Below are 26039 nucleotides of genomic sequence, written 5' to 3'. Positions count from 1 at the left end.
TCTTATGTCTGGCTCAGGGGATGAGAAGGATATGCTGATGCCAGACGCTCGGACAGCGCCCAACAAAAAAGCCCCGCCCGGTTTCCCGAACGGGGCTTCCTTGGAGCGGTAGGGCTTACTGCTTGCCGGCCATGGCGCCCAGGCGCAGGCGCAGGGCGTTCAGCTTGATGAAGCCTTCGGCGTCCTTCTGGTTGTAGACGCTGTCGGCTTCGAAGGTGACGTAGTCCAGGCGGTACAGCGAGTTCGGGCTCTGGCGGCCGACCACGCGGGCGGAGCCCTTGTACAGCTTCAGGCGCACGACGCCGGTGACGCGCTTCTGCGTCTGGTCGATCAGGGCCTGCAGGGCCTCGCGCTCCGGGCTGAACCAGAAGCCGTTGTAGATCAGCTCGGCATAGCGCGGCATGATCTCGTCCTTCAGGTGCATGGCGCCGCGGTCCAGCGTCAGGCTCTCGATGGCGCGGTGGGCCACCGACAGCAGGGTGCCGCCGGGGGTCTCGTACACGCCGCGGCTCTTCATGCCGACATAGCGGTTCTCCACCAGGTCCAGGCGGCCGATGCCGTTGGCGCCGGCCAGCTCGTTCAGGCGGGTCAGCAGGGCCGCCGGGCCCAGCTTCTGGCCGTCCACGGCCACCGGGTCGCCGCCCTCGAACTCGATCTCAACGTACGTCGGGGTGTCCGGCGCCTTTTCCGGGGCGACGGTGCGGGTGTACATGTCCTCGTCAGGCTCTTCCCACGGGTTCTCCAGCGCCTTGCCCTCGTAGGAGATGTGCAGCAGGTTGGCGTCCGTGCTGTACGGCGCCTCGCCGCGCTTGTCCTTGGCGATGGGGATCTGGTGCTTCTCGGCGAACTCCAGCAGGGCGGTGCGGCTGTTCAGGGTCCATTCGCGCCAGGGGGCGATGACCTTGATGTCCGGCTTCAGGGCGTAATAGCCCAGCTCGAACCGCACCTGGTCGTTGCCCTTGCCGGTGGCGCCGTGGGCCACGGCGTCGGCGCCGACGGCCTTGGCGATCTCGATCTGGCGCTTGGCGATCAGCGGGCGGGCGATGGAAGTGCCCAGCAGGTAGACGCCCTCATACAGCGTGTTGGCCCGGAACATGGGGAACACGAAGTCGCGCACGAACTCGTCACGCAGGTCGTCGATGTAGATATTCTCGGGCTTCACGCCCAGCAGCTCGGCCTTCTTGCGGGCGGGCTCCAGCTCTTCACCCTGGCCCAGGTCGGCGGTGAAGGTCACGATCTCGCACTTATACGTCTCCTGCAGGTATTTCAGGATGACGGAGGTGTCGAGGCCGCCGGAGTAGGCGAGGACAACTTTCTTGACGCTCATGACTGTACGCCCGCTAAAGGTCAGGGTGGAATGCGTCCGGACGTTATCCCCCGGCCGCCCGCCTGGCAAGATTAGTGCGCCTGCCGCGACCGCATCCCCAGCCTTCATGGGCGTGGGGGCTTAGCCGTTTCCCCTCTGCCGGGGCCAGCGGGTATAGGCCAGGTACCACAGGGCGGGGATGCCCAGGACGGGGAAGTACAGCAGCAGCGCCCAATAGGGGTTGCGGCCCACCTTGGCCAGCACCAGGCCGGCGGCGCAGACGGCGACGGTGGCCAGGATGACGACAATCAGCAGGGCGGCCCAGTTGGGCAGCAGCAGGCCGAGGGCGGGGGCGTAGGCCAGGGGCAGCATGGGCGCTTACTCCGACGCGGCGGCCTGGGCGGCCGCCCGCTCGCGCTTCAGGCGTTCGCGCGGGTGCATCTTGGGTTGGCGGGCAGGCAGGACGGGCCAGGGTGTCCTGGCCAGCAGCACCAGGAAGATGACGGGGCCCAGCAGCGGCAGGGCCAGCCACAGGGGCCAGCGGCGGGGCAGGCCGGCGCGCACCACCAGCCGATGGGCCGGCCACAGCAGCAGGGCCGTGACGCCGAGGTGGATTATCAGGCTGTTGACGAGATCGGTACCGAGATCCAAAGCGCGCGTCCCTTTGTCCTTGTCCGACGGATGATAGCCAAAGCGCCGCAGGGATTACAGGGTGGGGTTTCCCCCGCCTTGAGATGGCTCAGGGGCTGGGATGGAAAGCGCACCAGCGGCATGAGTCCTCATGCCGCTGTAGACCGCGACTGCGGTCGCCGGACCTTTTCGGGAAGCGGCAGCGGACTGAAAAGGGAGGATGAGCCCAGCGGCCGGATGGCCGCGCCCGGCGTTTGAGGGAACCTTTAAAGAGTCCCCGTGGCCGCCAAACCTGCTTCCTTTTCCGCCACCTGGGCGGCGTACTCGGCCTGCAGGGCCTTGTGCGCCTCCAGGGCCGCGATGCGGGCCTGGGCGGTGGGCTTGGTGCTCTCGCTCTTCAGCTGGCCGCAGGCGGCCAGAATGTCGCGGCCGCGCGGGGTGCGCACGGGCGAGGCATAGCCGGCGTTGTTTACGAAGTCCGCGAACTTGGTGATCTGCTCATCGGTCGAGCACTCGAAGGGCGCGCCCGGCCAATAGTTGAAGGGGATCAGGTTGATCTTGGCCGGGATGCCGCGCAGCAGGCGCACCAGCTCGCGCGCGTCGGCCAGGCTGTCGTTCACGCCCTTCAGCATGACGTATTCGAAGGTGATGCGGCGCGCGTTGCTCAGGCCCGGATAGTCCCGGCAGGCCTGCATCAGTTCCTTGATGGGGTACTTGCGGTTCAGCGGCACGATGCGGTCGCGCAGCTCATCATTCACGGCGTGCAGGCTGACGGCCAGGTTCACGCCCAGCTCATCACCGCACTGGCGCATCATGGGCACGACGCCGGAGGTGGACAGCGTGATGCGCCGCTTGGAAATGGCGATGCCCTCGCCATCCATGACGATCTTCAGCGCCTTGGCGACGTTGGCGTAATTGAACAGCGGCTCGCCCATGCCCATCATGACGATGTTGCTCAGCATGCGCCCGTCGGGCGGGGCCGGCCATTCGTCCAGGTGGTCGCGCGCCAGCATGACCTGGCCCACGATCTCGGTGGCGTCCAGGTTGCGCACCAGGCGCTGGGTGCCGGTGTGGCAGAAGCGGCAGGTCAGGGTGCAGCCCACCTGGGAGGAGACGCAGAGCGTGCCGCGGTCTTCCTCGGGGATGTGGACGGTCTCGATCTCCTGGCCGTCGGGCATGCGGGCCAGCCACTTGCGCGTGCCGTCCTCGCTCTTCAGGTCCTTCACGGCCGTGGGCCGGTCGATGACGTAAAGGTCGGCCAGTTTCTCGCGCACCGGCTTGGCCAGCGTGCTCATCACCGCGAAATCGGTGGCGCCGCGATGGTAGATCCAGTGCCACAGCTGGCGCGCGCGGAAGCGCTCCAGCCCGGCCTTCGCGACCTCAGCCTCCAGATCGTCCCGCGAGAGGCCGACCAGGTTCACCCGCCCGTCCGCCCGAGGAGGCGGCGGGGCGAATTCCTTCATGTGATTTTCCACGCCCATGGCGGCGATAGATGGGGCAGATCGGCCCCCGAGTCAAAGGGGGGACTCGGGAAAAATGCGCGGGGCGGGGTTGCGTGCGGGGTCAGACGCCGCTATCGCGGGTGGGGAACATAAGATCTGGGAGGCAAGGGCCATGATCCTGCATCAGGTGACGGCGGCGGACGGGACCCTTCTGGCGGTGGCGGAGGGCGGCGTGCCCTGGGGCAGGCCCATCCTGTTCCTGCATGGTTTCGGCCAGAGCCATCGCGCCTTCCGCGCCCAGTTCGACGGTCCCCTGGCGGCGGAGTTCCGCCTCCTGGCGCTGGACCTGCGGGGGCATGGCCGGTCCGGCCGGCCGCAGGATCCGGCCGCCTACGGCGACGGCCCCCACTGGGGCGGCGATGTCATGGCTGTACGCCACGCCCTGGGCTTGACGGATGTGATCCTGGTGGGCTGGTCCTACGGCGGTGCCGTGCTGGCCGACCATGTGGCGGCGTATGGGACGGAGGGGATCGCCGGCGCGGTTTTCGCCGGGGCCTGCCCGCGCTTGGGCAAGGCGGCCGCCCCTCATCTGGGGCCCGCCGCCAAGGCCCATTTCCCGCCCATCCTCTCCGACGACCTGGTAGCACAAGAGGCCGGTGCCCGCGCGCTGGCTGAGGCGCTGGGTGAGCGGAATGAGGCGGATGCGGCGGTGGCCGATACCCTGTCGGTACCGCTGGCGGCGCGGCGGGCGATGATGCGCCGCCAGATGAACGGCGCCGCCCTGGCGGCGTTCGACCGTCCCGCCTTGGTGGTCCATGGCCGGGCGGACCCGGTGATCCTGCCCACCATGGCCGGCTGGCTGGCGGAAACCCTGCCACAGGCGCAGGTGCATCTGTACGACGGCGTCGGGCACGCCCCGTTCCTTGAGGCGGCCCGCCGTTTCGACGCCGACATGGGGGCGTTCGCCCGCCGGGCCTGATGCCTTTACGCCGCGCGCACCCTGGAGATGAAGGCGTCAACCTGCGCGCGCAGCGCGTCGGACTGCCGCGACAGGTCCGCCGCCGCCGTCAGGACTTGGCTGGAGGCGGCCCCCGTCTCCCCCGCCGCCTGCGTGACGGCGGTGATGTTGGTTGCGACCTCCGCCGTGCCGGAGGAGGCCTGATGGACGCTGCGGGCGATTTCCTGGGTGGCGGCCCCCTGTTCCTCCACCGCCGAGGCCACCGTGGTCGCGATCTCGTTGATCCGCGTGATCGTGCCGGTGATACCGTCGATGGCATGCACCGAATCGGCGGTGGCCTGCTGGATGGCCTTGACCTGGGCCGAAATGTCCTCGGTCGCTTTGGCGGTTTGGGTGGCGAGAAGCTTGACCTCGGAGGCGACGACGGCGAAGCCCTTGCCCGCCTCGCCGGCGCGCGCCGCCTCGATGGTCGCGTTCAGGGCCAGCAGGTTGGTCTGCCCGGCGATGTCGTTGATCAGCTTTACCACCTCGTCGATCTTCTGCGCGGCGGATGCCAGGGCCTGCACCTGCGTGTTCGTCCGGGCGGTATCGGTCACCGCCTGGCTGGCGATGCGGGTCGACTCCGCCACATGCCGGCTGATCTCCCCGATGGAGGAGGACAGCTCGGCCGCCGCCGCCGCGACCGTCTGCACATTGGCCGACGCCTGCTCGGCCGCCGCCGCCACGGTGGTGGAACGCAGGCTGGTCTGGGCGGCCGTGGACGACATGGACTGCGCGGTGGACTGCAGCTGCGCCGATGCGGAGGACACGGTGGCCACGACGCCCCTGACGCTGGCCTCGAACTCATCGGCCAGCTTGGTCATCGCCGCGCGCTTCTCCTCCTCGGCCCGACGCTTCATCGACTCCTGCTCGGCGCGCAGCCGTTCCGCCTCGGTCATCTTGTGTTTGAACACCTGGACCGCCGCCGCCATGTCACCAATCTCGTCCCCGCGGCCGACACCGGGCACCTCGACGGACTGGTCGCCGCCCGCCAGGCGGTTCATGGCGGCGGTCATGCCAGCCACCGGCCGGGTGATGTCGCGCACGATAACGGTGCTGAGCACGCCCGTTATGCCGAACAGCGCCAGCGTGGCCGCCAGCGCCGTCCATAGCACGCCCTTGGCATCATCCCGGACACGCTCCCCTTGTGCCAGCAAAGCGTGGGACAGGTGGTCCTCGACCGTCTTCATCATGTCGATGCGCGCGGTCGCCATTTTGAACCAATAGGCGCCGTCAATTCCGCCCAGCGTGTCGCCGGGTGCGGTTTCCACGGCGACCTTGCGCATCCGCTCGACCTCGCTGACCGCCTCGCCGGTCACCGTGCGTTCCAGGAAGGCTTGGTCGTCGGGGGAGGCGCTGGCGGCGAACAGCCGGAAATACGTGGCCTCTTCCGCGACCGTGCTCAGGAAGCGCCGGTATTGGACCACGTCGAACTTGCCGGCGGCGAAGGCCGGGGCGCCGTTCGCCCGCTCTTCTCCCGCGCGCTCCTTCGCCTGGGTGAAGTTGACATAGGTCGACAGCGCCTGCGCCACGTCCGGGTTCGTGACCGACTTGGAAACTTCGATATCGACGTCCAGCTGACGCAGGATCGTCGCGGTGAAATAGGCGCTCGACTCGGCGGCAGGGATTTGCAGGCCATCGATCTTGCGCCGCATCTCGTCCAGTTGCGCCAGCCGCCGGGTGGCGTCCGCCAGGATCTGGTTCAGCGCGCTGCCGGCCGAGGCGCTGACATCGCTTTTCAGAGCCGCCTCCAGTGCCCGCCGACGCTGGTCGGTGCGGGCCCGCTGCTCCGGCAACTCGCGCTGTAGTTGGGCCCCCTTGCTGCCCAGGAACACGGCCGACGCGCCCCGCTCGCGCTGCATTTCATGCACCAGGTCGCCCACCGTCGTGGCGAGCTGCGTCAACCGTGACAGCGTCCGCATCTGGGACACCGTCGCCTGTTTTTCAGCGAGGATGAGGGCGGCGGCCAGCAGCAGGCCCAGCGACGGCACCAGCAACGCCAGCACCACACGATGCAGGATTCTGAATCGATTCATCGGCCCCATCTTCCGCTTTTCTCAAAAAACCACGCTAATGCAAGCGGATAGGGCGGAAAATTCAAAAGATAGGCTAATTATAAGTTTAATTGATTAAGTAACGGTGGGCGTTTGTTTATTGCGATTCCGTCGGTCGGAACGACATAATTCTAACCCCGAGAAACAACGAACTTCCATGGGTTCTTCGAGAAAAGAGGATCGAAGCCTAAATCGCCCGCTTAGGGCTGTTTCCCCTTTTGACTCAGGCGCCCTCGGCCAGATCCAGCAGGTCGTCCATGTCCTGGATCTGCACCTTGTTGCCTTCCAGCAGGCTGATGACCCGGCTGGTCTTCAACTGGGTGAAGGTGCGGCTGACGGTTTCGGTGGTCAGGCCCAGATAGTCGGCGATATCGGCGCGGCTCATGGGCACGTGCACCGGGTTGGTCTTGTGGCCGCGCCGGCTGGCCCGCTGTGACAGCAGCAGCAGGAACGAGCATATCTTCTCCTTGGCCGTCTTGCGGCCCAGCAGCAGCATCTGGTCCTGCGCCGCCGCCAGCTCGTTCGACGCCATGGAGAACAGGCGGCGCTGCATCTTGGGGAATTCATCCAGCAGCGCCTCCATGCGGCGCCGGGGGAACCGGCAGAGCGACACGGGCGTCACCGTCTCGGCGGTGTAGGCGTAGCTGTCGTTGACCGACAGGCCGAAGAAGTCGCCCGGCAGCAGGAAGCCGGTGATCTGCCGCCGTCCGTCGGGCAGCAGCTTGTAGACCTTCACCGTGCCGGAAGTGACGTTGTACAGCGTTTCCGCCGGGTCGCCCTCCCCGAACACGGTATGGCCGGCGTCGAAGCGGGTGGTCTGCAGGATCTCGGCCAAGCGGCGCAGTTCCTCCGCCTCCAGGGCGGCGCAGACGGTCAGGGTACGGACGGTACAGGCGCTGCAGGGGTGGATTTCGCCCGCCGGGTCGGTCTTCCCGTTGGTTTGGGTGTTTGAATCCCTGGGATAGGCAAAATCGATGTGGGTCATCGCCGCACTCCGCTGTCAGCCGTCACCCCCGGAGCCCGCGCGGATCGCGGTCGGAGGGATGCGGCCGGTCTTTCGTTCCCCAATCAGTGCCGCGAGATCAGCATATAGCCAGGAAACGACTGAGGAAAAGCCTAGACATGGCGATGACTGGCTTACTCCATCCCCGCGTTTATTCTTTGATCCATGTCATGGCGGCGGTTCGGCACCTAGCATCAGGATGGCTATCCCTCAGTCTCGGATTTGCGCCTTCATGCCCACCTTCGTGACCCGTCCGCTGGACGCCCGACAGATCGATCAGGCCTACGCGCTGATGCGCCCGTTCTATCCGGACTTGACGGTGGAGCGCTGGCGCGACCATGCCCAGGCCCTGCTGGCGCCCGGCAGCCGCGGCGGTATCGTCACGGTGCAGCTGGACCACCGCTACATGCACGGCCTGTTCTCCTACCTGCTGGTGCCGGACCTCGACCATCGCCTGGGGTTGCAGGTGGACGTGTTCGTGGCGCTGGACCTTTTCGATCCGGAAGGGGCGGGGGACGCCCTGCTGGCGGAAATGGACCGGATCGCCCGGCGGCATGGCTGCGACGCCATCCACATCACCCTGCCGGACAGCCAGGTGAAGGCCCATCCGTCGCTGGCGCGCTTCCGCGCCCTGGGCCATTTGCCCGAGGGGCGGCGCCTGTGCAAGCACCTGCAGGCTGAACCCATGGCCGCGCCGGCCTGAGGGCGAGATGCGTTTCCGGCGACGGGATCCCTTGCGCCCTTTGCCGTTGTGCCTTCGGGGCCGCGCGCTATGCTCCGGCCCATGACTGAAAAGCTTCCCACCCTGCTGTTCCAGGCGGGCCGGCACAAGCGCGTGGCCGGTGGCCACCCGTGGGCCTATTCCAACGAGATCCAGATGGACGCCGCCGCCAAGGCCCTGCCCAAGGGCGGGCTGGTGCGGTTGGCCGACGCCGGTGGCGGCGTGCTGGGCATCGCCACCTTCAACCCCCACACCCTGATCGCGGCGCGCGTGCTGACCCGCGACCTGTCGGTGACCATCGACGCCGGTTTCTTCGCCGAGCGTTTCCGCACGGCGGCGGCGCTGCGCGACCGGATGATCGGGCGGCCCTACTATCGGCTGGTGCATGCGGAGGCGGACGGCCTGCCGGCGCTGATCGTCGACCGCTATGGCGACGTGCTGGTGGTGCAGGCCAACTCCGCCGGCATGGACCGCCTGCTGCCCCAGATCCTGGACGGCCTTGCCTCGGTGTTCCCCGGCGCTTCCATCATCCTGCGCAACGACAGCGCCGCCCGCGGCCTGGAGGGTGTGGAAGAAGAGGTGCGCGTGGCCGTGGGCGCGGTCGATGGCCCCATCAAGGTGGAAGAAAATGGCGCCACCTTCTTCGCCGATCCGGCGGGCGGTCAGAAGACGGGCTGGTTCTATGACCAGCGCGACCACCGCGCCTTCGTCGCCAGCTTGGCGCAAGGCCGCTCGGTCATCGACTTCTACAGCTATTGCGGCGGGTTCGGGGTGCTGGCCGCCACGCGCGGCGCCGCGCGCACCGTGCTGGTCGACCGCTCGGCCGGCGCCCTGGAGCTGGCGGGCAAGGCGGCGGCGGCCAACGGCGTCGCCGACACGGTGGAACTGCGCAAGGCCGACGCCTTCGCCGAACTGGAACGCCTGGCCGAGGCCGGTGAAACCTTCGAGGTGGTGATCTGCGATCCGCCGGCCTTCGTGAAGTCCAAGAAGGACCTGGCCAACGGCAGCCGCGCCTATCGCAAGCTGGCCAAGCTGGGCGCCCAGATCACCGCCCCCGGGGGCATTCTGCTGGTGGCCAGCTGCAGCCACAACATGCCGCCCGAGCTGTTTGCCGAACTGGTGGCCAAGGGCCTGGGCGATGCCCGCCGCCAGGGGCGCATCCTGCGCTTCTCCGGCGCCGGCCCGGACCACCCGGTGCATCCCCTGCTGCCGGAAAGCGCCTACCTCAAGGCGGAAGTGTTCGCCCTGGATTAAGTCAGCGCTTCGTTTTGGCGGGCGCCCGGCGTGTGGGCGCGGCAGGAATGTTGATGGATAAGCGGCTGGTTTCAGCCGCTTTTTCCATTTTTGGGGCCTTGTTCCTCGCAGGTGCAGCGATGCGGTGGACCCGGGGCACCCCTGTGACAGTTACATGAATAGGTCCTTAAAGCGGGCTTGACACCCCTTATGCTCCGAGCGAGCATTAGTCACCCTAATGCTCAAATAGAGCATAAGGGTGAGGTTACAGGGAAGACGCCCCCGCTTGTCGCGCCGCGGGGGCCGGCCATGCCGGCCGATGTCGTTCGTGGGCGCGTTCGCTTGCCAGGTGTCCCGATGTCCGTTGCCGAGCTCGATCTCGAATACACCCCCGCCGTCGCCGCCGCGACCCGTCCCCTGTATGAGCGGGTGGCCAAGGTGATCCCGGAGGTGGAGTGGCCCTTCCATGCGCCACTGGTGCACGCCATCAACACGCTGAAGAAGGAACGCAACGCCGTCATCCTGGCGCACAACTATCAGACGCCGGAAATCTTCCACTGCGTTTCCGACATCGTGGGCGACAGCCTGGCGCTGGCGCGCAAGGCGGCGCAGACGGACGCCGACGTCATCGTCATGGCCGGCGTGCACTTCATGGCCGAGACGGCCAAGATCCTGAACCCGTCCAAGACGGTGCTGATGCCCGACATGCGCGCCGGCTGCTCGCTGGCCGACAGCATCACCGCTGCCGACATCCGCCTGCTGCGCGAGGCGCACCCCGGTGTGCCGGTGGTGACCTACGTCAACACCTCGGCCGAGGTGAAGGCGGAAAGCGACATCTGCTGCACCTCGGGCAACGCGGTGGAGATTGTGGAATCGCTGGACAGCGACAGCGTTCTGTTCCTGCCCGACGAATACCTGGCCAGCTGGGTCGCCACCCAGACCAAGAAAAAGATCATCAAGTGGAAGGGCCACTGCGAGGTGCATGAGCGCTTCACGGGGGCGGAACTGCGTGACTACCGCACCCGCTTCAAGGATCTGACCATCATCGCCCATCCCGAATGTCCGCCCGAGGTGCTAGCCGAGGCCGACTTCGTCGGCAGCACCGCCCGCATGGTGGAGTATGTGGGCGAGGCGCGGCCGAACCGGGTGCTGATGGTCACCGAATGCTCCATGAGCGACAACGTCGCGACCGAGTATCCGGACGTGGAATTCATCCGCCCCTGCAACCTGTGCCCCCATATGAAGCGGGTCAGCCTCTCCAACATCCTGGAGTCGCTGCGGACCATGGAGCCCAAGGTGGAGATCGACCCCACCGTGGCCGCCCGCGCCCGCCTCGCGGTGGAGCGCATGCTGGCCGTGGGCCGCTGATCGCCCGCGGCTTTTCCTGCTAGGCCGGCATCGGGCCGGCCTTCCTTCCCGTTCCCCTGGTGACGGAGCCTGATGCCATGGATGGCGCGTCTTATCCGGTATCGCCTGTGCAGGTTGTCCACAGCGACGTGGTGGTGGTCGGGTCCGGCACCGCCGGCATGGCGGCCGCCCTGGCCCTCGCCCAGGCCGGGCGAAAGATCCGCCTGCTGACCAAGACGGATGACCTGCCCGGCGGGTCCAGCCTGTGGGCCCAGGGCGGCGTGGCCGTGGCGCTGGGCGCCGGCGACAGCGCCGCCGACCATGCCGCCGACACGGTGGCCGCCGGGGCGGGATTGACGGATCCCGGCATGGCCCGCCTGCTGGCCGAGGCGGGCATCGTCGAGATGTCGGCCCTGCTGGAGGCCGGCCTGCCCGCCGACCGGGGGGCGGATGGCAAGCCCCTGCTGGGGCGCGAGGCCGCGCACGGCCGCCATCGCATCCTGCATGCCGGGGGCGACGCCACCGGCCGCACCCTGGTGACCTTCCTGGCCGACCGCGTGCGCGCCACCCCGGGCATCAGCATCCACACCCGCGCTGCCGCCGCCGACCTGGTCGTGCGTGAGACTGGGCGCGGGCGGCGGGCGCAGGGCGTTCTGGCCTATGAGGACGGTGTCGGCTGGGTGCTGCACGTCGCCCCGCACGTGGTGCTGGCCACCGGCGGCACCGGCCAGTTGTGGGCCGTGACCACCAACCCGCCGGAGGCCACGGGCGACGGATTGGCCCTGGCCGCCCGCGCCGGCGCCCATTTGGCCGACCTGGAATTCGTGCAGTTCCATCCCACCGCCCTGGCCGTCGCCGGCCCGCCCGGCCGTCGGCCCCTGCTGACCGAGGCGTTGCGTGGCGCCGGGGCCAAGGTGCTGGACGCCGGCGGCCACGCCTTCATGGCCGATGAGCATCCCGATGCCGAACTGGCGCCCCGCGACGTGGTGGCCCGTGCCATCGGCCGCCGCGTGGCGCGGGGCGAGAAGGTGTTCCTGGACCTGCGGCCCTTGTGGGCGGCTGGAAAGTCGGAAAAATTCCCCACCGTGGCCGGCATCTGTGCCGAGGCTGGCCTGGACCCTGCCGCCGCCCCCGTGCCCGTGGCGCCTGCCGCGCACTATCACATGGGCGGCGTGCTGACGGATGCCGATGGTCGCACCTCCATCCCGGGATTGTGGGCGGCGGGTGAGGTCGCCTGCACCCATGTCCACGGCGCCAACCGCCTGGCCAGCAACTCGCTGTTGGAGGCGGTGGTGTTCGCCGGCCGCGTGGCGGCGGCGCTGATGGCCGAACCGGCCGCCCCCCAGCCGGTGGCGGTACCCGACGCTCCCTTGGTGCCCGGCGGGACCGCCGCCGCCAATCTGGCGGCCGAGGCCCAGCTGCTGATGGCGGAGAAGGTGGGTCTGGTGCGCGACGGCCTGGGCCTGGCCGAGGCCGCGGAGCGCCTGCAGGGCCTGACCCTGGCGGCGGAGCGCCTGGTGCCGGCCCGCGACTACGCCGGCATCCGTGCCGGCCTGGAACTGCGCAATCGCCTTCTGCTGTCCCGCCTGGTGGTAGAGGCTGCCAAGCGCCGGGAGGAAAGCCGGGGTGCCCATACCCGGGCGGATCATCCGGAAACCCGCGACGCCTGGCGCCATCACCAGATCCTGACCTATTCCGACCTTGGCCGCGTGGCTGAGGTTGAGCCCGCCACCACCCGGGAAACCCGTCCATGAGCACGCCTGTCGCCCCGCTTTATCCCGTGATGTACGAAGGCCTGGTCCGTGCCGCGTTGCTGGAGGACCTGGGTCGGGCGGGCGACGTCACGGCCGACGCCTGCATCCCGGTGGAAACCCAGGCCCGCGCCCTGTTCCAGGCCCGCCATGCCGGGGTGATCGCCGGCTTGGCCCCGGCGCTGTCCGCCTTCTCCCTGCTGGACCCCACCCTGTCGGTGCGCACCCTGGTGGCCGACGGCGCCCGCGTGGCCCCGGGCCAGGCGGTGGCGGTGGTGGAAGGGGCGGCCCGCCCCATCCTGTCGGGGGAGCGCACGGCCCTGAACCTGCTGGGCCGCCTGTGCGGCATCGCCTCCAAGACGGCGGAACTGGTCCAGGCCATCGAGGGCACCGGCGCCCACATCGTCTGCACCCGCAAGACTACGCCCGGCCTGCGCGCACTGGAGAAATACGCCGTGCGCGTGGGCGGTGGCAGCAACCACCGCTTCGGCCTGGATGACGCCGTCCTGATCAAGGACAACCACCTGGTGGCGGCCGGCGGCCTGCGCGCCGCCGTGGAGCGCGCCCGCGCCCACGTCGGCCACATGGTGAAGATCGAGGTGGAGGTCGACACCCTGGCCCAGCTGGAAGAGCTGCTGACCCTGCCGGTGGACGCCGTGCTGCTGGACAACATGGACCCGCCCACCCTGCGCCAGGCCGTGGACATGGTGGCCGGCCGCCTGATCACCGAGGCCTCCGGCGGCATCACGCCGGAGACGGTGCGGGCGGTGGCGGAGACGGGCGTGACCCTGATCTCCCTGGGCTGGCTCACCCATTCCGTCACCAACTTCGACATCGGGCTGGATTTCGAGAGTTTGTGAGGGGGGCGCCTTCAGCCCCTCAGGCTCTCAGGGATGGGATCCGGGCCCACGCTGTGGAACCGCGCCTCACCGCCGAAAAAGCGGCTGGCCAGGCGGGTGATGGGTTCCGCCGGGCCGGTGGTGTGGAAGGCCTCGACCCCGCCCTGCTCCCGCGCCCGGCTGGGCAGCTCATATTCCGGGTGCCGTTCCAGATAGGCGCGCAGGCTGCTGACCGTCAGGTCGGGCTGGTCCAGGATTTCCACGCCGGGGGGCAGGGCCTGGGCGAACAGGTCCGCCACCAGGGGATAGTGGGTGCAGCCCAGCACGACCGCATCCGGCGGCACGCCATCCAATTGGGCCATCAACTGCCCGGCATAGCCCTCGATGGCGGCGCGAATGGTCTCAACCGGGGCGTCGGCCTCGATCAGGCGCACCAGGTCGGGGCAGGCCTGCTGCACCACCCGCACCTCCGGCGCGCGCTTGGCAATCTCGGTGGGGTAGGCCCCGCTGCTGACCGTGTGCTGGGTGGCGAAGATGGCGACGGTGCGCGGTTCGCCCGCGCGCGACCCGGCGGCCACGTCGGCCATCCACGGCACGCCGGTGATGGCCTCCACCATCGGCACCAGCACGCCCAGGACCCGGCGCTCGGGATAGGCGGCGGGCAGCCAAGTCTGCTGCAGGCGGCGCAGCGCCTGGGCTGAGGCGGTGTTGCAGGCCAGGATGACCAGGGGGCAGCCCAGGCCGAACAGCCGTTCCACCCCCGCCACGGTGTAGCGGTAGATTTCCTCCGGCGTGCGGTTGCCATAAGGGGCGTTGGCGTGGTCGCCCAGGTAGACGAAACGGCGGTCAGGCATCTGGTCGGCCAGGGCGCGCAACACCGTCAATCCGCCGTGGCCTGAATCGAAAACGCCGATCATCGTCGCAACCGCACCGTTCGCTTAGGGGGCGTAGGCGCACCCGTCATCACCGGTTTAGCACGATCCGCCGGGGCGGCGGCAACCGCGTTGCGGCCGGTTGCCGCCCCTGCTTGCCATTGCATGTCGGCTATGCCTTAGTGCGCCCGTCCTTTATGCTGACGCCGTTACCCCTTCGTCTTTGAGGAACTTTGCCCGTGAGCCTGCGTGTCGCCGTCCGCCGGTCCTTGATGATCCTGCCCGTCCTCGCCTCGGCGACAGCCCTCGCGGTCGTCGGCGCTGCGCCCGCCTGGGCCCAGGCGGCCAATCCGGCGCCCGGTTCCACACCCATCATGCCATCGGCGGCCAAACCGTCGGCTCCCGCTGCCGCTGCTCCGGCCGCTGGCGCCAAAGCCGGTGCGAAGGCCGATGACGACGACGGCTGGACCTGTCCTTTCCCCAAGAAGGTGCCGACCATTCCCGACGGCAAGACCGCGCCCGAGGCCGACATGCGCAAGGCGCATGAGGAGATGCAGTCCTACGTCAACAGCGGCCAGGGCTTTATTTCCTGCGTGGACCAACTGGTGGCCCAGCACCCGGACAAGGTGACGGTGGCGAAGTTCCTGCAGCTGACCAGCGTGCAGGACGCGGTGGTGACCAACATGCAAATCCTAGCCGCCCGCTTTAACGAACAGCTGCATGTGTTCAAGGCCCGCACCGGTGGCGCACCGGCCCCTGCGGCGCCGGCGCCGGCGGCCAAGCCCGCCGGCAAGTAAGCCTTTCCAAAAAGATTTGGGCCGCCCGGCGTCCGCCTGGCGGCCCTTATCGCGTCTGCGCGAGCCAGGTCTAACGGCGGCCGCCCCGCGCCTGGCGCCGGGCGGACCCGGGGCGGCGGTCGTCCTCGTCGAACAGTTCGGCCAGCTTCTCCATGACCGTGCCGCCCAATTGCTCCACATCCACGATGGTGACGGCGCGCCGGTAATAGCGCGTGACGTCGTGGCCGATGCCGATGGCGATCAGCTCCACCGGGCTGCGGGTCTCGATGTACTCGATGACGCTGCGCAGATGCTTTTCCAGATAGCTGCCGCTGTTGACCGACAGGGTGCTGTCGTCCACCGGCGCGCCGTCGGAAATGACCATCAGGATGCGCCGCTGCTCTGGCCGGGCGATCAGGCGGGTGTGGGCCCACAGCAGGGCCTCGCCGTCGATATTCTCCTTCAGGATGCCTTCGCGCAGCATCAGGCCCAGGTTGCGCCGGGCCCGGCGCCAGGGGGCGTCGGCCTCCTTGTAGACGATGTGGCGCAGGTCGTTCAGGCGGCCGGGGGCGGCGGGCTTGCCGCTGGCCAGCCAGCGCTCGCGGCTCTGCCCGCCCTTCCACGCCCGGGTGGTAAAGCCCAGGATCTCCACCTTCACACCGCAGCGTTCCAGGGTGCGCGCCAGGATGTCGGCGCTCATGGCGGCGATGGTGATGGGTCGGCCGCGCATGGACCCGGAATTGTCGATCAGCAGGGTGACGACGGTGTCGCGGAAATTGGTGTCGTTCTCCTGCTTGAACGACAGGGGCAACACCGGGTTGGCCACCACGCGGGCCAGACGGGCCGCGTCCAGAATGCCTTCCTCCAGGTCGAACACCCAGGCGCGCGTCTGCTTGGCCATCAGCCGGCGCTGCAGGCGGTTGGCCAGCTTGGCGATGACACCCTGCAGATGCTGCAACTGCTGGTCCAGCATCATGCGCAGGCGGGCCAGTTCGTCCGCGTCGCACAGGTCGGCGGCCCCCACCACCTCGTCGAATTCGGTGGTGAAGGCGCGGTAATTGCCGCTGTCCAGGCTGTTGCGGCCGAAATCGGGGCGGGACGGCTCGCCGGGCTCGCCCGACTGCTCGGCCCCGGCGCCCTCCATCTCCTGCTGCTCGCCCTCGCTGCTTTCGGCGGCGCCGGCGGTTTCTTCCGTCTGGCCGCCGGCCTGCTGCTGCTCCCCCGTCGCCTCCGGCTCGGCATCGTCGGACTGGCCGCCGCCGGCTTCGTCATTGTCGGCGCCCTCGGGGCTTTGGGCGTCGCCGGTCTCGGCGGTCTCCTCCTCTTCCGACGTCTCAGGCTCGCCGCCCACCTCCAGGTCCAGGTCGGCCAGGATGCGGCGGGCCTCGCGGGCGTAGGCCTGCTGGTCGGCCATGGCGGCCTTCAGCTGGGCCAGGTCGGCGCCCGCCTTTTCCTCGATGAAGGGGCGCCACAAATCCAGCGCCGCCTGGGTGGCGGGGGCGGCGGGGGCGCCGGTCAGGGCCTCGCGGGCGATCAGGCGCAGGGCGTCGGCCAGCGATACTTGGTCCCGCGCCGTGGCCCGGTCCAGGCCCTGGCGGCGGAACCGTTCCTCCAGCGCCGCCGTCAGATTGTCGGCCACGCCGGCCATGGCGTTGGCGCCCAGGGCTTCGCACCGCGCCTGTTCCAGCGCGTCGAAGGCCAGGCGGGCGGTGTCGCCGGTGGGCAACAGGCGGGCGTGGGCGGACGCGTCGTGATGGCGCAGGCGCAGGGCCGCGGCATCGGCGGCCCCCCGCACCGGCGCCACGTCACGCACGTTCAGGTCTCGCGTAGGCAGGGGTACCCGCACCCGCGTGCCGGAGTAGCCCGGCGGCTCGGCGGAAAACCCCACCGTTAGGTCACCGCGCTCCGCGATGGCCCGGACGGCTGCGCCGGTGGCCCGCTTGAACGCCTCCAGCGGCGATTCCCGGTCGGAAGACATGGGCTCGTTCCCCCGCGTCAGGCGAGGGTGGCGCGCACGCCGCTCTCAGGCAGTTCGGTGCCGAAGCAGCGCTGGTAGTACTCGGCCACCGCCGCGCGCTCAACCTCGTCGCACTTGTTCAGGAAGGTGACGCGGAAGGCGAAGCCGACATCGCCGAAGATGTCGGCGTTCTGCGCCCATGTGATGACCGTGCGCGGGCTCATGACGGTGGAGATGTCGCCGGCGATGAAGCCGGCGCGGGTCAGGTCCGCCAGGCGCACCATGGCGTTGACCAGCACGCGGCGGTCATCGGTGTCGTAGCTCGGCACCTTGGCCAGGACGATCTTCACTTCGGCGTCATGGGGCAGGTAGTTCAGGGTGGAGACGATGTTCCACCGGTCCATCTGGCCCTGGTTGATCTGCTGCGTGCCGTGATAGAGGCCGGTGGTGTCGCCCAGGCCGATGGTGTTGGCCGTGGCGAACAGGCGGAAGGCCGGGTGGGGGCGGATGACCTTGTTCTGGTCCAGCAGGGTCAGCTTGCCCTCGACCTCCAGCACGCGCTGGATGACGAACATCACGTCCGGGCGGCCGGCGTCGTACTCGTCGAAGACAATGGCGCAGGGATGCTGCAGGGCCCAGGGCAGGATGCCCTCGCGATACTCCGTCACCTGCACGCCCTCGCGCAGGACGATGGCGTCCTTGCCGATCAGGTCGATGCGGCTGATGTGGCTGTCCAGGTTGACGCGCAAGCAGGGCCAGTTCAGGCGCGCGGCCACCTGTTCGATGTGGGTGGACTTGCCGGTGCCGTGATAGCCCTGGACCATGACGCGGCGGTTGTAGGCGAAGCCGGCAAGGATGGCCATGGTCGTTTCACGGTCGAAACGATAGGTGCTGTCGATCTCCGGCACATGTTCCGTGGGGGAGCTGAACGCCGGCACCTGCATATCGCTGTCGATCCCGAAGGTCTGGCGGACGGAGATCTTGATGTCGGGCAGCGAGGCGGCGTTCATCGGTGTCGGTTCCTGGGACATGGGACGGTCGGCTTTCCTGCGAGATCGAACAGAACGGTTGGTCTTGGTTATTGTTTCAATGGCTTGGCGTTAACGGTGCGGCCTCAGCCGTGGTCGGCATAGGCGGCTTTCAGCACGTTGTAGGCTTGGTTGATGCGCTTCAGACGCTCCTCCGCGTCCTTGTCGCCGCCGTGGGTGTCGGGGTGGTTCTGCTTGGCCAGCTCGCGATAGCGCTGCTTGACCTCGGCGAATCCGATGGGCGCCTTCAGGCCCAGCACGTCCAGCGCCTCATCCTCCGGCGTGCGGGGGGAGGGCGGAGGCGGACGATGCGACGTGCCGGCTTCCCAGTCGGCGCCGAAGCTATGGCCCCGGCTCATGCTGTCGCGTAGATTCCGTTCCCGGGTGCGCCAGTCGCCCATGGGCCAGGTGGGGCGCTGCCAGGTGGTGTCGTAGCGCATGGCGCGCTCGATCTCTTCCGTGCTCATGCCCTGGTAATAGTCCCAGGCCTTGTTGTAGGCCCGCACATGGTCCAGGCAGAACCAGTAATAATCGTTCAGCTGGCTGCGATTCTTGGGCGCGCGGTACTCCCCCACCTCGGCGCAGCCGGGATGGTCGCAGGCCCTGACCTGGACCTGCGGCGGATCGTCGAACGAGAAAGAGAATCCGGGGCGCTGTTTCTGCATCGCGAAAGTATGGGGTCAGGCCCCGGCCGTGACAAGCGCGGCGGGTCGCCCGCGCCACCATTGCGGCGGCAAAGCTGGGCTGCTGTCCCGGGTGCTGGAAATCACCTTCCAGCCATTGACAGCGCCGCCCCGGCATCGCACCTCAGGGGGATAGGACGTTCCCTCCATTCCGGGCATTTTCCATGCGCTACGCCGACCGCATCCACACCAAGCTGACCCAGGCGCTGGCGCCCGTGACGCTGATCGTCGACGACCAGTCCGCCGCCCATGCCGGACATGGCGGCGCCGCCCCGGGTGGCGAGACCCATTTCGAGGTCACGGTGGTCTCGGCCGCCTTCGCCGGCAAGTCACGGGTCGCCCGCCAGCGCCTGGTCTACGACATCCTGAAGGATGAGTTGGCCGAGCGCGTCCACGCCCTGTCGGTCAAGACCCTAACGCCGGAAGAGGCGGCTTAGACGCCTTCGGGTTCCGCCGACCCGGTCTCGGGCGCCCCGGTGTAATGCTCCGGGAACCAGCGCTTCACCACCGGGCCGTCGCTGGCCATGACGTGGCAGGTGTTCAGCACGGGCGGCGGGCCGCCTTTGCCGCCGTTGCGCCGCGCGCTCAGCACCGGCGCCAGGGTTTGGAAAGCGGTGGTGGCCACGGGGCCCAGCAGCTCCACCAGGTGGGTGCAGCCCTCCGTCCGGCCCAGGCGCTGCTTGACCGCGTTGGTCCAGCCGGACGCGATGCTGAGGCCCACCAGGCGCTGGAAATTGGGCAGGATGGCGGGGCAATGCGGGAAGGGGGAGTTGTCGGTCGACACCTCCACCGCGCGCACGGTCAGCGTGTCGTCCACCGTCAGGCGCACCCACATCTCATGCAGGAATTGGCCGGGCTGGATGATGCCGCGCCATTCGTTGTCGAAGGCGTAGTGCTTCTCGTCCGTGATGTGGCCTTCGATATCCCAAAGGCCGTCGGTGCGTTCGTATCCCTGGCACGTGACGCGGCGGGTGTGCAGCGGCGTGCGCTCGGCGGCGGGGGGTAGGGGCATGGGGCAAGGGTACTTTTAAAGCGAGGTCACGGACGCGGAGCGCATCATGGGCGCCGGCCCTCACCCCGGTCAAGAAACCCGCGTCTCACGCCGCCAGCGCCGCCGCCACCACGGCACGCACCGGCTCGGGATCGATGTCCCGGGCGGTGAAGGCCTGGCCGATGCCGCGCGCCAGGATGAAGGTGATGCCGCCGTCCTTCACCTTCTTGTCCTTGGCCATGTGGGCCATCAGCGCGTCCACGGTCCAGCGGCCCTTGCTGAGGTACGCGGCACCCGTCGGCAGGCCCACGGCCACCAGGTGGCGGCGCATGCGGGCCAAGTCGTCCGGCGGGCACAGGCCCAGGCGTACCGACAGGTCGAACGCCATGACCATGCCGATGCCCACGGCCTCGCCATGCAGCAACTCACCACTATAGCCCATCTCCGCCTCCAGGGCATGGCCGAAGGTATGGCCCAGGTTCAGCAGGGCGCGCACACCGCCCTCGCGCTCATCCTGGGCGACGATGGCGGCCTTGGCGGCCACGCTCTCCTTCACGGCGGCGGTGCGGAGGGCGGCGTCGCCGGCCACCAGGGCCGGGCCGTTTTCCTCCAGCCAGGTGAAGAAATCCGGACGGTCGATGAGGCCGTACTTCACCACCTCGGCATAACCCGCCAGCACCTCGCGCCGGGGCAGGCTGTCCAGCGCGCCGATGTCGGCCAGCACCAGGCGCGGCTGGTGAAAGGCACCGATGAGGTTCTTACCCTGGCGGCTGTTGATGCCCGTCTTGCCGCCCACGCTGCTGTCCACCTGCGACAGCAGCGTGGTGGGCACCTGGATGAAGTCCAGTCCGCGCAGGGCGATGGCGGCCGCGAAGCCGCCCAGGTCGCCGATGACGCCGCCGCCCAGGGCCACCAGCATGGCGCCCCGCTCGATGCCGCGCGAGAGCAGGATTTCAAGGACGGCTTCCAGATGGTGGAAGCTTTTGGTGGCCTCGCCCGCCGGCACGACGATGGGGTCCAGCACGCGGGCGCCGGCGGCCTCCAGCGAGCGGGTCAGGGTGCCCAGGTACAGGGGCGCCACGGTCTCGTCGCTGAGGATGATCAGCGGCCGCTTGCCGGCGATGGGCGCCACCAGTGATCCAGCCCCCTCAATCAGGCCGGACCCGACCAGCACGTCGTAGGACCGATCGGCCAGGTTCACGCGGACGGGGCTGGCGGACAGGGTCTTGCTCATGATTGCACCGCGGCCGGCTGGGCCCGCGTCTCCGGGATTTGGGTATCCGCTTGGTTGTCCAGATAGGCCTGCAGGGACTCCACCACCCGGTCCACGGTGTCCTCCGCCGGGCGGTCGCCGCTGTCCACGGTGATGTCGGCCTGGGCATAGTAGGGGTGGCGCAATTCCATCAGCTTGCGCAGGGTTTCGCGCGGGTCGCTGTCCTTCAGCAGGGGGCGGTTGCCGCGCCGCGCCGTCCGCTGCACCAGCAGGTCCAACTCCGCCCGCAGCCAGATGGAATGGGCGCGCTGGCGCACCAGGGCGCGGGTGTCGGCGTCCATGAAGGCGCCGCCGCCGGTGGACAGTACCTGCAGCGGCTGGTCCAGAAGGCGGGCGATCACCCGGCGTTCCCCCTCGCGGAAGGCGGGCTCGCCATAGCGCTCGAAGAATTCGGGTATGCTGCAGCCGGCGGCGCGCTCGATCTCCTGGTCCGCATCGACGAAGGGCAGGCCCAGGCGGGCGGCCAGGCGGCGGCCGATGCTGGTCTTCCCGGCCCCCATCAGGCCCACCAGGACCAGGGTGCGGGGCGGGCGCTGGCGCAGCATGGGACGCATCACCGGTCCCCCCGCAGCGCGGGGGCGGGCACCCGGCGGGTCGGGGTGGCGTTGCGCGCCGGGGGGGCGGACGCTACAGTGCCGAGCGCTAACACCATGTTTGCCGTGTCATCCATTCCAGCCGAGACCTGAAAGCCGTGCCCCGTTCCGGGGGTTGTTCTTCATCCCTAGACCCGGCCGTCCCCCTGGCCCTGCGGCTTCAGGCGGACTGTCAGGCCCCGTTTTCCCGTGCCAGTCTGGTGGGCGCCACCACAGGGGGAAACGGTTCGGGGGGACTGCATAACACAGTCGACCCCGCCTGTCCCTTAACTCCACCGGGGGCTCGCGCACTGCGGCCTTGCTTGAGCCGACATGGTCTCGCAACTTTCTTTCTGAATTCGCCCTTCCCTATCAGCGATTGATGCCGATCCCACGATGAAAAAGCTCCTCCTGATCCTGATCGCCCTGGTTGTCCTCGGCGGTGCCGGCGCCGCCCTGGTCGTGGCCGCCACCACCTCCCCGGCGCCGTCCGCGCCCACCGAACGGGTGATCTCCAATGACCGCTTCCCGCAGTAAGGCGTTTTGGGGCCTGGCGCTGATCACCGGCCTGATGACGGCGCCGGTGGCGTTCGCGCAAACCTCCAGCGGGCCGACGCCGCTTTGGCCACAGGGACCGGCGACCTCCCCTACGGTCGCGCCCCCAGCCGGAACCGACACGGCCGCGCCCGGTCCTACTCCCGGCCCTACGCCCCTGGGGGGGGCCTACACGCCGCCCCCGCCACGCGCCTCCTCCTTTGAGGTCAAGACCCTGGCGGCGGTCACGCCGGACGGGGGCGGACTGCTGGACGCGGGGCAGGGAGGCCTGGGCCAGGCGCTGTGGGCGGACAGTCCGCGCGGCCTGCTTGACCGGGCGCTGGCCTCGCTGCCGCAGTCCAGCCCCTCGCCGGCCGTGCGCGCCCTGCTGGGCCGGGTGCTGATGTCTTCCGGCACCGCGCCTCAGGCGGGCAAGGACGCGCGCAATTTCCTGGGCCTCCGGCTGGAACGGCTGGCCCTGCTAGGGGATGGCAAGCACGCCGATGCCATGGCCACCCTGCCCACGGCGCTGGACGATGCCGGCGGGGCGGAAGCCTGGGCCCGCCTGTCGCTGTTGACCGGCGACGGGGCGGCCTGCGACCAGATGGCCGACCTGCAGAAGCGCTTCAACGACGGCGAGATCCAGATGCTGGGCGTCGTCTGCCAGGTGCGCGGCGGGTCCACCGACAACATCATGTTCTCGCTGGACATCATGCGGGAACAGGGTGTGAAGGACGACGGCTTCTCCCGCCTTGCCGAAGTGGCGGCCGGTGGACAGAAGGGCGCCCTCAAGGGCTTCACCGCCGTGTCGGCCGAGGCGGTGGCGCTGGCCCGCGCCATGAACCGGGGCCTGCCGGCGGAGGTGCCGGCGGCGCAGATCCTGGCGCTGAACCCGGCGGCGGCAGCGGCCGTGGCCGACTTGCCCGACACGGCGGCGGCGCTGAAGCTGGCGGCGGGCGACCGCGCCGCCAGCTATGGTACCCTGCCGTCGGCGGCGCTGGCCCCCCTCTACAAGGCGGCCAAGGTCAGCCCGAACGACCTGAAGAACGCCGTGGGCGTGGCGGACAAGCGCCAGGGCGCCGACCAGCGCGCCATCCTCTACCAGGCCCTGACGGGGGAGACGATCCCGTCGCTGAAGGGCGCCATCCTGGCCAAGGCGGTGGACGTCAGCGATCCGGCCCTGCTGGCCGGCGCCTGGGGCGATCTGCTGGCCCAGGAACTGGAAGGGCTGGCCCCCGGGCCGGCGCTGAAGGATTTGGCCCCGGCCGCCACCCGTCTGCTGCTGCTGCAGAACCGGCGCGACTTGGCCCAGCCATGGTTCGAGCTGGCCCGCCAGGCGGCGCAGGATGCCCCTAAAGATGGAAAGGTTGAGGGCAAGCCCCTTCAGGCCTACCTGCGCCTGGTGCCCTTGGCCGTGCTGGGCGGCCTGCTGCCCAGCGATGGCGCCAACTGGGCCCAGTGGCTGGACGCGGTGAAGGCGGATGCCGACGCCCCGTCCCGCCTGCGTGCCGCCTCCATCCTGGCCTTGCTGACCGCAGCGGGGGAAAAGGTGGATCCGCTGCTGCTGGCCCGCACGGCACCGGTGGTCGAGGCGCCCGGGGTGATTCCCGACGCCGCGTCCTGGCTGCGCCTGGACCAGTCGATCGCCGTGCCCCGGCGGGGCGAGGTGGCGGTGCTGGCCCTGGCGGAACTGGCGGATGCCGGTCCCGCCGCCACCGCGCCGACAGTCACGGCCCATGCCCTGTCGGCCTTGACCGCCGTTGGTCTGAAGGACGACGCCCGGCGCCTGGCGCTGGAGGCGGTGGCCGTCCTGGCTGGGCCGTAACGGTCATGGCGCCGCGCGTCCCGAAGGATCAGGCCACGACCGGGGGTGCCGCTCCCAAGAAGCGCTCCCCTGGCCGGCCGCGCGGCGCCACCCTGGCGCTGCCCCCGGGGGTGGATGCCTTCCTGGACATGCTGGTGGCGGAACGGGGGGCGGCGGCCAACACCCGCGACGCCTACCGTCGCGACCTGGTGGATGCCGCCCGCTTCATCGCCGGCCAGAAGGGCGGCAAGGGTCCCGCCCTGGACCGGGCGGGCACCGACGACCTGCGCGCCTACCTGGACCATCTGGGCCGCGACGGCACCCAGGCGGCGGTGCGCACCGTGGCCCGCCGCCTGTCGGCCCTGCGCCAGTACTACAAGTTTCTGGTGTCGGAAGGCCGGCGCGACATCGACCCGGCCGCCGTGCTGGACGGCCCGCGCCTGGGCCGCCCCTTGCCCAAGATTTTGTCCGAGGACGACGTCGGCCGCATGCTGGACACGGCGGCGGCCCAGGGCGGGGCGGAGGGGCTGCGCCTGGCGGCCCTGCTGGAACTGCTCTACGCCACGGGCTTGCGCGTTTCCGAACTGGTGGGACTGCCGCTGTCGGCTTTCAGCCGCGACGGCCGGGTGCTGGTGGTCAAGGGCAAGGGCGGGAAGGAACGCATGGTGCCCCTGTCCCCCCCGGCCCGGGACGCGCTGGCGGCCTACCTGCCCCACCGCGCCGCCTTCTTCTCGCCGGGGCGCGAGGCCAGGCAGGCCAGCCTGCTGTTCCCCTCGCGTAGTTCGGGCGGCACGCTGACCCGGCAGCGCTTCGGCCAGCTGCTGAAGGATCTGGCGCTGGCCGCCGGCCTGGACCCGGCCAAGGTCAGCCCCCACGTGCTGCGCCATGCCTTCGCCACCCATCTGCTGGACCACGGCGCCGATTTGCGCTCCGTCCAGAAGATGCTGGGCCATGCCGACATCGGCACCACCCAGATCTACACCCATGTGGTGGGTGAACGCCTGCGCCGCACGGTGGAGGACCACCACCCGCTGGCCAAAGAAAATCCGGGGGCCAAGGGAAACCCTGGCGTTCGTGGCCCACGCAAGGGGTAGCCGCAAGATGCGGGTTTCGATAGCGCTGGCCCCTGGCCCGCGCTCATGGTAATCAGCCGCCTTCGACCTTTGTGCGACCCGCTCCTCGGTGCCGCACCCCTTACAAGCAGTTGTAAGCCGAACCCATGCATTTCCTTGAATTTGAAAAGCCGATCGCCGAACTCGAAGGCAAGATCGATGAACTCCGCCACCTGTCCGATGGCGGCGGTCTCAACATCGCCGACGAGGTCCGCAAGCTTGAGGACAAGGTCGACAAGCTGCTGCGCTCGACCTACGCCAAGCTGACGCCGGCCCAGAAGGTCCAGGTAGCGCGCCATCCCAACCGGCCGCACTGCCTGGATTACATCAACGCCCTGATCACCGATTTCACGCCGCTGGCGGGGGACCGGGTGTTCGGCGAGGATCGCGCCATCGTCGGCGGCCTGGGCCGTTTCCGCGGCCGGTCGGTGGTGGTCATCGGCCAGGAAAAGGGCCACGACACCGACACGCGCATCCGCCACAACTTCGGTTCGGCCAAGCCGGAAGGCTACCGCAAGTCGCAGCGCCTGCTGGAACTGGCCAGCCGCTTCAACCTGCCGGTCATCACCCTGGTGGACACGGCCGGCGCCTATCCGGGCGTGGGTGCGGAAGAGCGCGGCCAGGCGGAAGCCATCGCCAAGTCCATCGAGACCTGCCTGCGCGCCCGCGTTCCCATCGTCTCCGCCATCATCGGTGAAGGCGGCTCGGGCGGTGCCATCGCCATCGCCACGGCCGACCGGGTGCTGATGCTGGAGCACTCGATCTACTCCGTCATCTCGCCGGAAGGCTGCTCGGGCATCCTGTGGCGCAGCAACACCAACGCCGCCGACGCGGCCGCGGCCCTGCGCCTGACCGCCCAGGACCTGAAGGAACTGGGCGTCATCGACCGCATCGTCATGGAGCCCATCGGCGGCGCGCACCGCCGGCGCGAGGAAACCATCCTGGCGCTGGGCAACGCCATCGACGACAGCCTGGACTCCATGCGTGGCCAGGACGGCGGCACCCTGATCGCCCGTCGCCGCGAGAAGTATCTGAGCATGGGCCAGAAGGGCCTGGGGTAAGACTGCCAGAAGGGCCTGGGGTAAGCTCTGCCCCCGATCCAAATGAAAAGGCG

At 69.2% G+C, this 26039-nt stretch carries 25 protein-coding genes; 12 read left to right on the top strand and 13 right to left on the bottom strand.

Annotated elements, in window-relative coordinates:
* Nucleotides 1-115 precede the first annotated feature (115 nt).
* The 4 genes from FBZ87_RS12565 to rlmN form a co-directional block, all read right to left on the bottom strand.
* The gene (locus tag FBZ87_RS12565; protein ID WP_145610666.1) at nt 116-1327 is read right to left on the bottom strand and encodes an argininosuccinate synthase; all 1212 of its coding nucleotides are present in this window, start codon (nt 1325-1327) and stop codon (nt 116-118) included.
* A gap of 120 nt (nt 1328-1447) precedes the next feature.
* Nucleotides 1448-1678 (bottom strand): hypothetical protein, encoded by a 231-nt coding sequence (locus tag FBZ87_RS12560; RefSeq protein WP_145610665.1) that lies wholly within the window; start codon nt 1676-1678, stop codon nt 1448-1450.
* Nucleotides 1679-1684: 6 nt separating this feature from the next.
* A complete protein-coding gene (locus tag FBZ87_RS12555; protein WP_145610664.1) occupies nt 1685-1957 on the bottom strand; it encodes a hypothetical protein in 273 nt (90 codons plus the stop codon).
* Between the two features lie 245 nt (nt 1958-2202).
* Nucleotides 2203-3417, bottom strand: a complete 1215-nt coding sequence (gene rlmN, locus FBZ87_RS12550; RefSeq protein WP_145610663.1) for a dual-specificity RNA methyltransferase RlmN — start codon at nt 3415-3417, stop codon at nt 2203-2205.
* Nucleotides 3418-3550: 133 nt separating this feature from the next.
* Here rlmN and FBZ87_RS12545 point away from each other — a divergent pair, with 133 nt between their 5' ends.
* Entirely contained in the window at nt 3551-4357 is an 807-nt protein-coding gene (locus FBZ87_RS12545; RefSeq protein ID WP_246134378.1) for an alpha/beta fold hydrolase, read from the top strand.
* Nucleotides 4358-4362: 5 nt separating this feature from the next.
* Here FBZ87_RS12545 and FBZ87_RS12540 read toward each other — a convergent pair whose 3' ends face one another.
* On the bottom strand, nt 4363-6411 hold the full coding sequence (locus FBZ87_RS12540; RefSeq protein WP_186454736.1) for a methyl-accepting chemotaxis protein: 2049 nt from the start codon (nt 6409-6411) through the stop codon (nt 4363-4365).
* 241 nt (nt 6412-6652) lie between these two features.
* On the bottom strand, nt 6653-7339 hold the full coding sequence (locus FBZ87_RS12535; protein ID WP_088872405.1) for a Crp/Fnr family transcriptional regulator: 687 nt from the start codon (nt 7337-7339) through the stop codon (nt 6653-6655).
* A 325-nt stretch (nt 7340-7664) separates the two neighbouring features.
* Between FBZ87_RS12535 and FBZ87_RS12530 the strand changes: the two genes are divergently transcribed.
* From FBZ87_RS12530 to nadC, 5 genes are all read left to right on the top strand, one after another.
* The gene (locus FBZ87_RS12530; RefSeq protein ID WP_145610660.1) at nt 7665-8135 is read left to right on the top strand and encodes a hypothetical protein; all 471 of its coding nucleotides are present in this window, start codon (nt 7665-7667) and stop codon (nt 8133-8135) included.
* 81 nt (nt 8136-8216) lie between these two features.
* Nucleotides 8217-9407 (top strand): class I SAM-dependent rRNA methyltransferase, encoded by a 1191-nt coding sequence (locus FBZ87_RS12525; protein ID WP_145610659.1) that lies wholly within the window; start codon nt 8217-8219, stop codon nt 9405-9407.
* Between the two features lie 336 nt (nt 9408-9743).
* The gene (gene nadA / locus FBZ87_RS12520; RefSeq protein WP_145610658.1) at nt 9744-10754 is read left to right on the top strand and encodes a quinolinate synthase NadA; all 1011 of its coding nucleotides are present in this window, start codon (nt 9744-9746) and stop codon (nt 10752-10754) included.
* Nucleotides 10755-10831: 77 nt separating this feature from the next.
* Entirely contained in the window at nt 10832-12487 is a 1656-nt protein-coding gene (locus FBZ87_RS12515) for an L-aspartate oxidase (protein WP_145610657.1), read from the top strand.
* Nucleotides 12484-13344, top strand: a complete 861-nt coding sequence (nadC, locus tag FBZ87_RS12510) for a carboxylating nicotinate-nucleotide diphosphorylase (RefSeq protein WP_145610656.1) — start codon at nt 12484-12486, stop codon at nt 13342-13344. The genes FBZ87_RS12515 and nadC overlap by 4 nt, the downstream gene beginning before the upstream one ends.
* Before the next feature lie 11 nt (nt 13345-13355).
* Here the strand turns inward: nadC and murI are convergent, their stop codons facing one another.
* Entirely contained in the window at nt 13356-14240 is an 885-nt protein-coding gene (gene murI / locus FBZ87_RS12505; RefSeq protein ID WP_145610655.1) for a glutamate racemase, read from the bottom strand.
* Between the two features lie 194 nt (nt 14241-14434).
* On the opposite strand from murI, the gene FBZ87_RS12500 reads away from it, so the two are divergent.
* Entirely contained in the window at nt 14435-14992 is a 558-nt protein-coding gene (locus FBZ87_RS12500; RefSeq protein WP_145610654.1) for a hypothetical protein, read from the top strand.
* Nucleotides 14993-15062: 70 nt separating this feature from the next.
* Here FBZ87_RS12500 and cobT read toward each other — a convergent pair whose 3' ends face one another.
* The 3 genes from cobT to FBZ87_RS12485 all read right to left on the bottom strand — a co-directional run bounded on the left by cobT (nt 15063) and on the right by FBZ87_RS12485 (nt 18621).
* A complete protein-coding gene (gene cobT, locus FBZ87_RS12495) occupies nt 15063-16949 on the bottom strand; it encodes a cobaltochelatase subunit CobT (RefSeq protein ID WP_145610653.1) in 1887 nt (628 codons plus the stop codon).
* Nucleotides 16950-16966: 17 nt separating this feature from the next.
* Entirely contained in the window at nt 16967-17959 is a 993-nt protein-coding gene (cobS, locus tag FBZ87_RS12490; RefSeq protein WP_088870572.1) for a cobaltochelatase subunit CobS, read from the bottom strand.
* 83 nt (nt 17960-18042) lie between these two features.
* A complete protein-coding gene (locus tag FBZ87_RS12485) occupies nt 18043-18621 on the bottom strand; it encodes a J domain-containing protein (RefSeq protein WP_145610652.1) in 579 nt (192 codons plus the stop codon).
* 182 nt (nt 18622-18803) lie between these two features.
* Here FBZ87_RS12485 and FBZ87_RS12480 point away from each other — a divergent pair, with 182 nt between their 5' ends.
* Nucleotides 18804-19076, top strand: a complete 273-nt coding sequence (locus FBZ87_RS12480) for a BolA family protein (RefSeq protein ID WP_145610651.1) — start codon at nt 18804-18806, stop codon at nt 19074-19076.
* On the opposite strand, the gene FBZ87_RS12475 is transcribed toward FBZ87_RS12480, so the two are convergent.
* From FBZ87_RS12475 to FBZ87_RS12465, 3 genes are all read right to left on the bottom strand, one after another.
* On the bottom strand, nt 19073-19651 hold the full coding sequence (locus FBZ87_RS12475) for a DUF2889 domain-containing protein (protein WP_145610650.1): 579 nt from the start codon (nt 19649-19651) through the stop codon (nt 19073-19075). The two genes, FBZ87_RS12480 and FBZ87_RS12475, sit on opposite strands and share 4 nt — an antisense overlap.
* Nucleotides 19652-19736: 85 nt before the next feature.
* Nucleotides 19737-20864 (bottom strand): 3-dehydroquinate synthase, encoded by a 1128-nt coding sequence (gene aroB, locus FBZ87_RS12470; RefSeq protein ID WP_145610649.1) that lies wholly within the window; start codon nt 20862-20864, stop codon nt 19737-19739.
* Nucleotides 20861-21457 (bottom strand): shikimate kinase, encoded by a 597-nt coding sequence (locus FBZ87_RS12465; RefSeq protein ID WP_145610648.1) that lies wholly within the window; start codon nt 21455-21457, stop codon nt 20861-20863. Before FBZ87_RS12465 ends, aroB begins: the two co-directional genes overlap by 4 nt.
* A gap of 414 nt (nt 21458-21871) precedes the next feature.
* On the opposite strand from FBZ87_RS12465, the gene FBZ87_RS29175 reads away from it, so the two are divergent.
* The 4 genes from FBZ87_RS29175 (at nt 21872) to FBZ87_RS12450 (ending at nt 25986) form a co-directional block, all read left to right on the top strand.
* Nucleotides 21872-22012, top strand: a complete 141-nt coding sequence (locus FBZ87_RS29175) for a hypothetical protein (RefSeq protein ID WP_157999514.1) — start codon at nt 21872-21874, stop codon at nt 22010-22012.
* Complete coding sequence (locus FBZ87_RS12460) at nt 21993-23834, top strand: hypothetical protein (RefSeq protein ID WP_145610647.1); 1842 nt, start codon at nt 21993-21995, stop codon at nt 23832-23834. Before FBZ87_RS29175 ends, FBZ87_RS12460 begins: the two co-directional genes overlap by 20 nt.
* A 5-nt stretch (nt 23835-23839) precedes the next feature.
* Nucleotides 23840-24907, top strand: coding sequence for a site-specific tyrosine recombinase XerD (locus FBZ87_RS12455; RefSeq protein WP_145610646.1), 1068 nt, complete (start codon nt 23840-23842; stop codon nt 24905-24907).
* 125 nt (nt 24908-25032) lie between these two features.
* On the top strand, nt 25033-25986 hold the full coding sequence (locus FBZ87_RS12450) for an acetyl-CoA carboxylase carboxyltransferase subunit alpha (protein WP_088870580.1): 954 nt from the start codon (nt 25033-25035) through the stop codon (nt 25984-25986).
* The last annotated feature ends 53 nt before the right edge of the window (nt 25987-26039 follow it).

It is taken from the genome of Nitrospirillum amazonense (genome assembly GCF_007828035.1).
GTDB classification, from domain to species: Bacteria; Pseudomonadota; Alphaproteobacteria; order Azospirillales; family Azospirillaceae; genus Nitrospirillum; species Nitrospirillum amazonense.
This window is presented reverse-complemented; position numbering and strand designations above follow the sequence as displayed.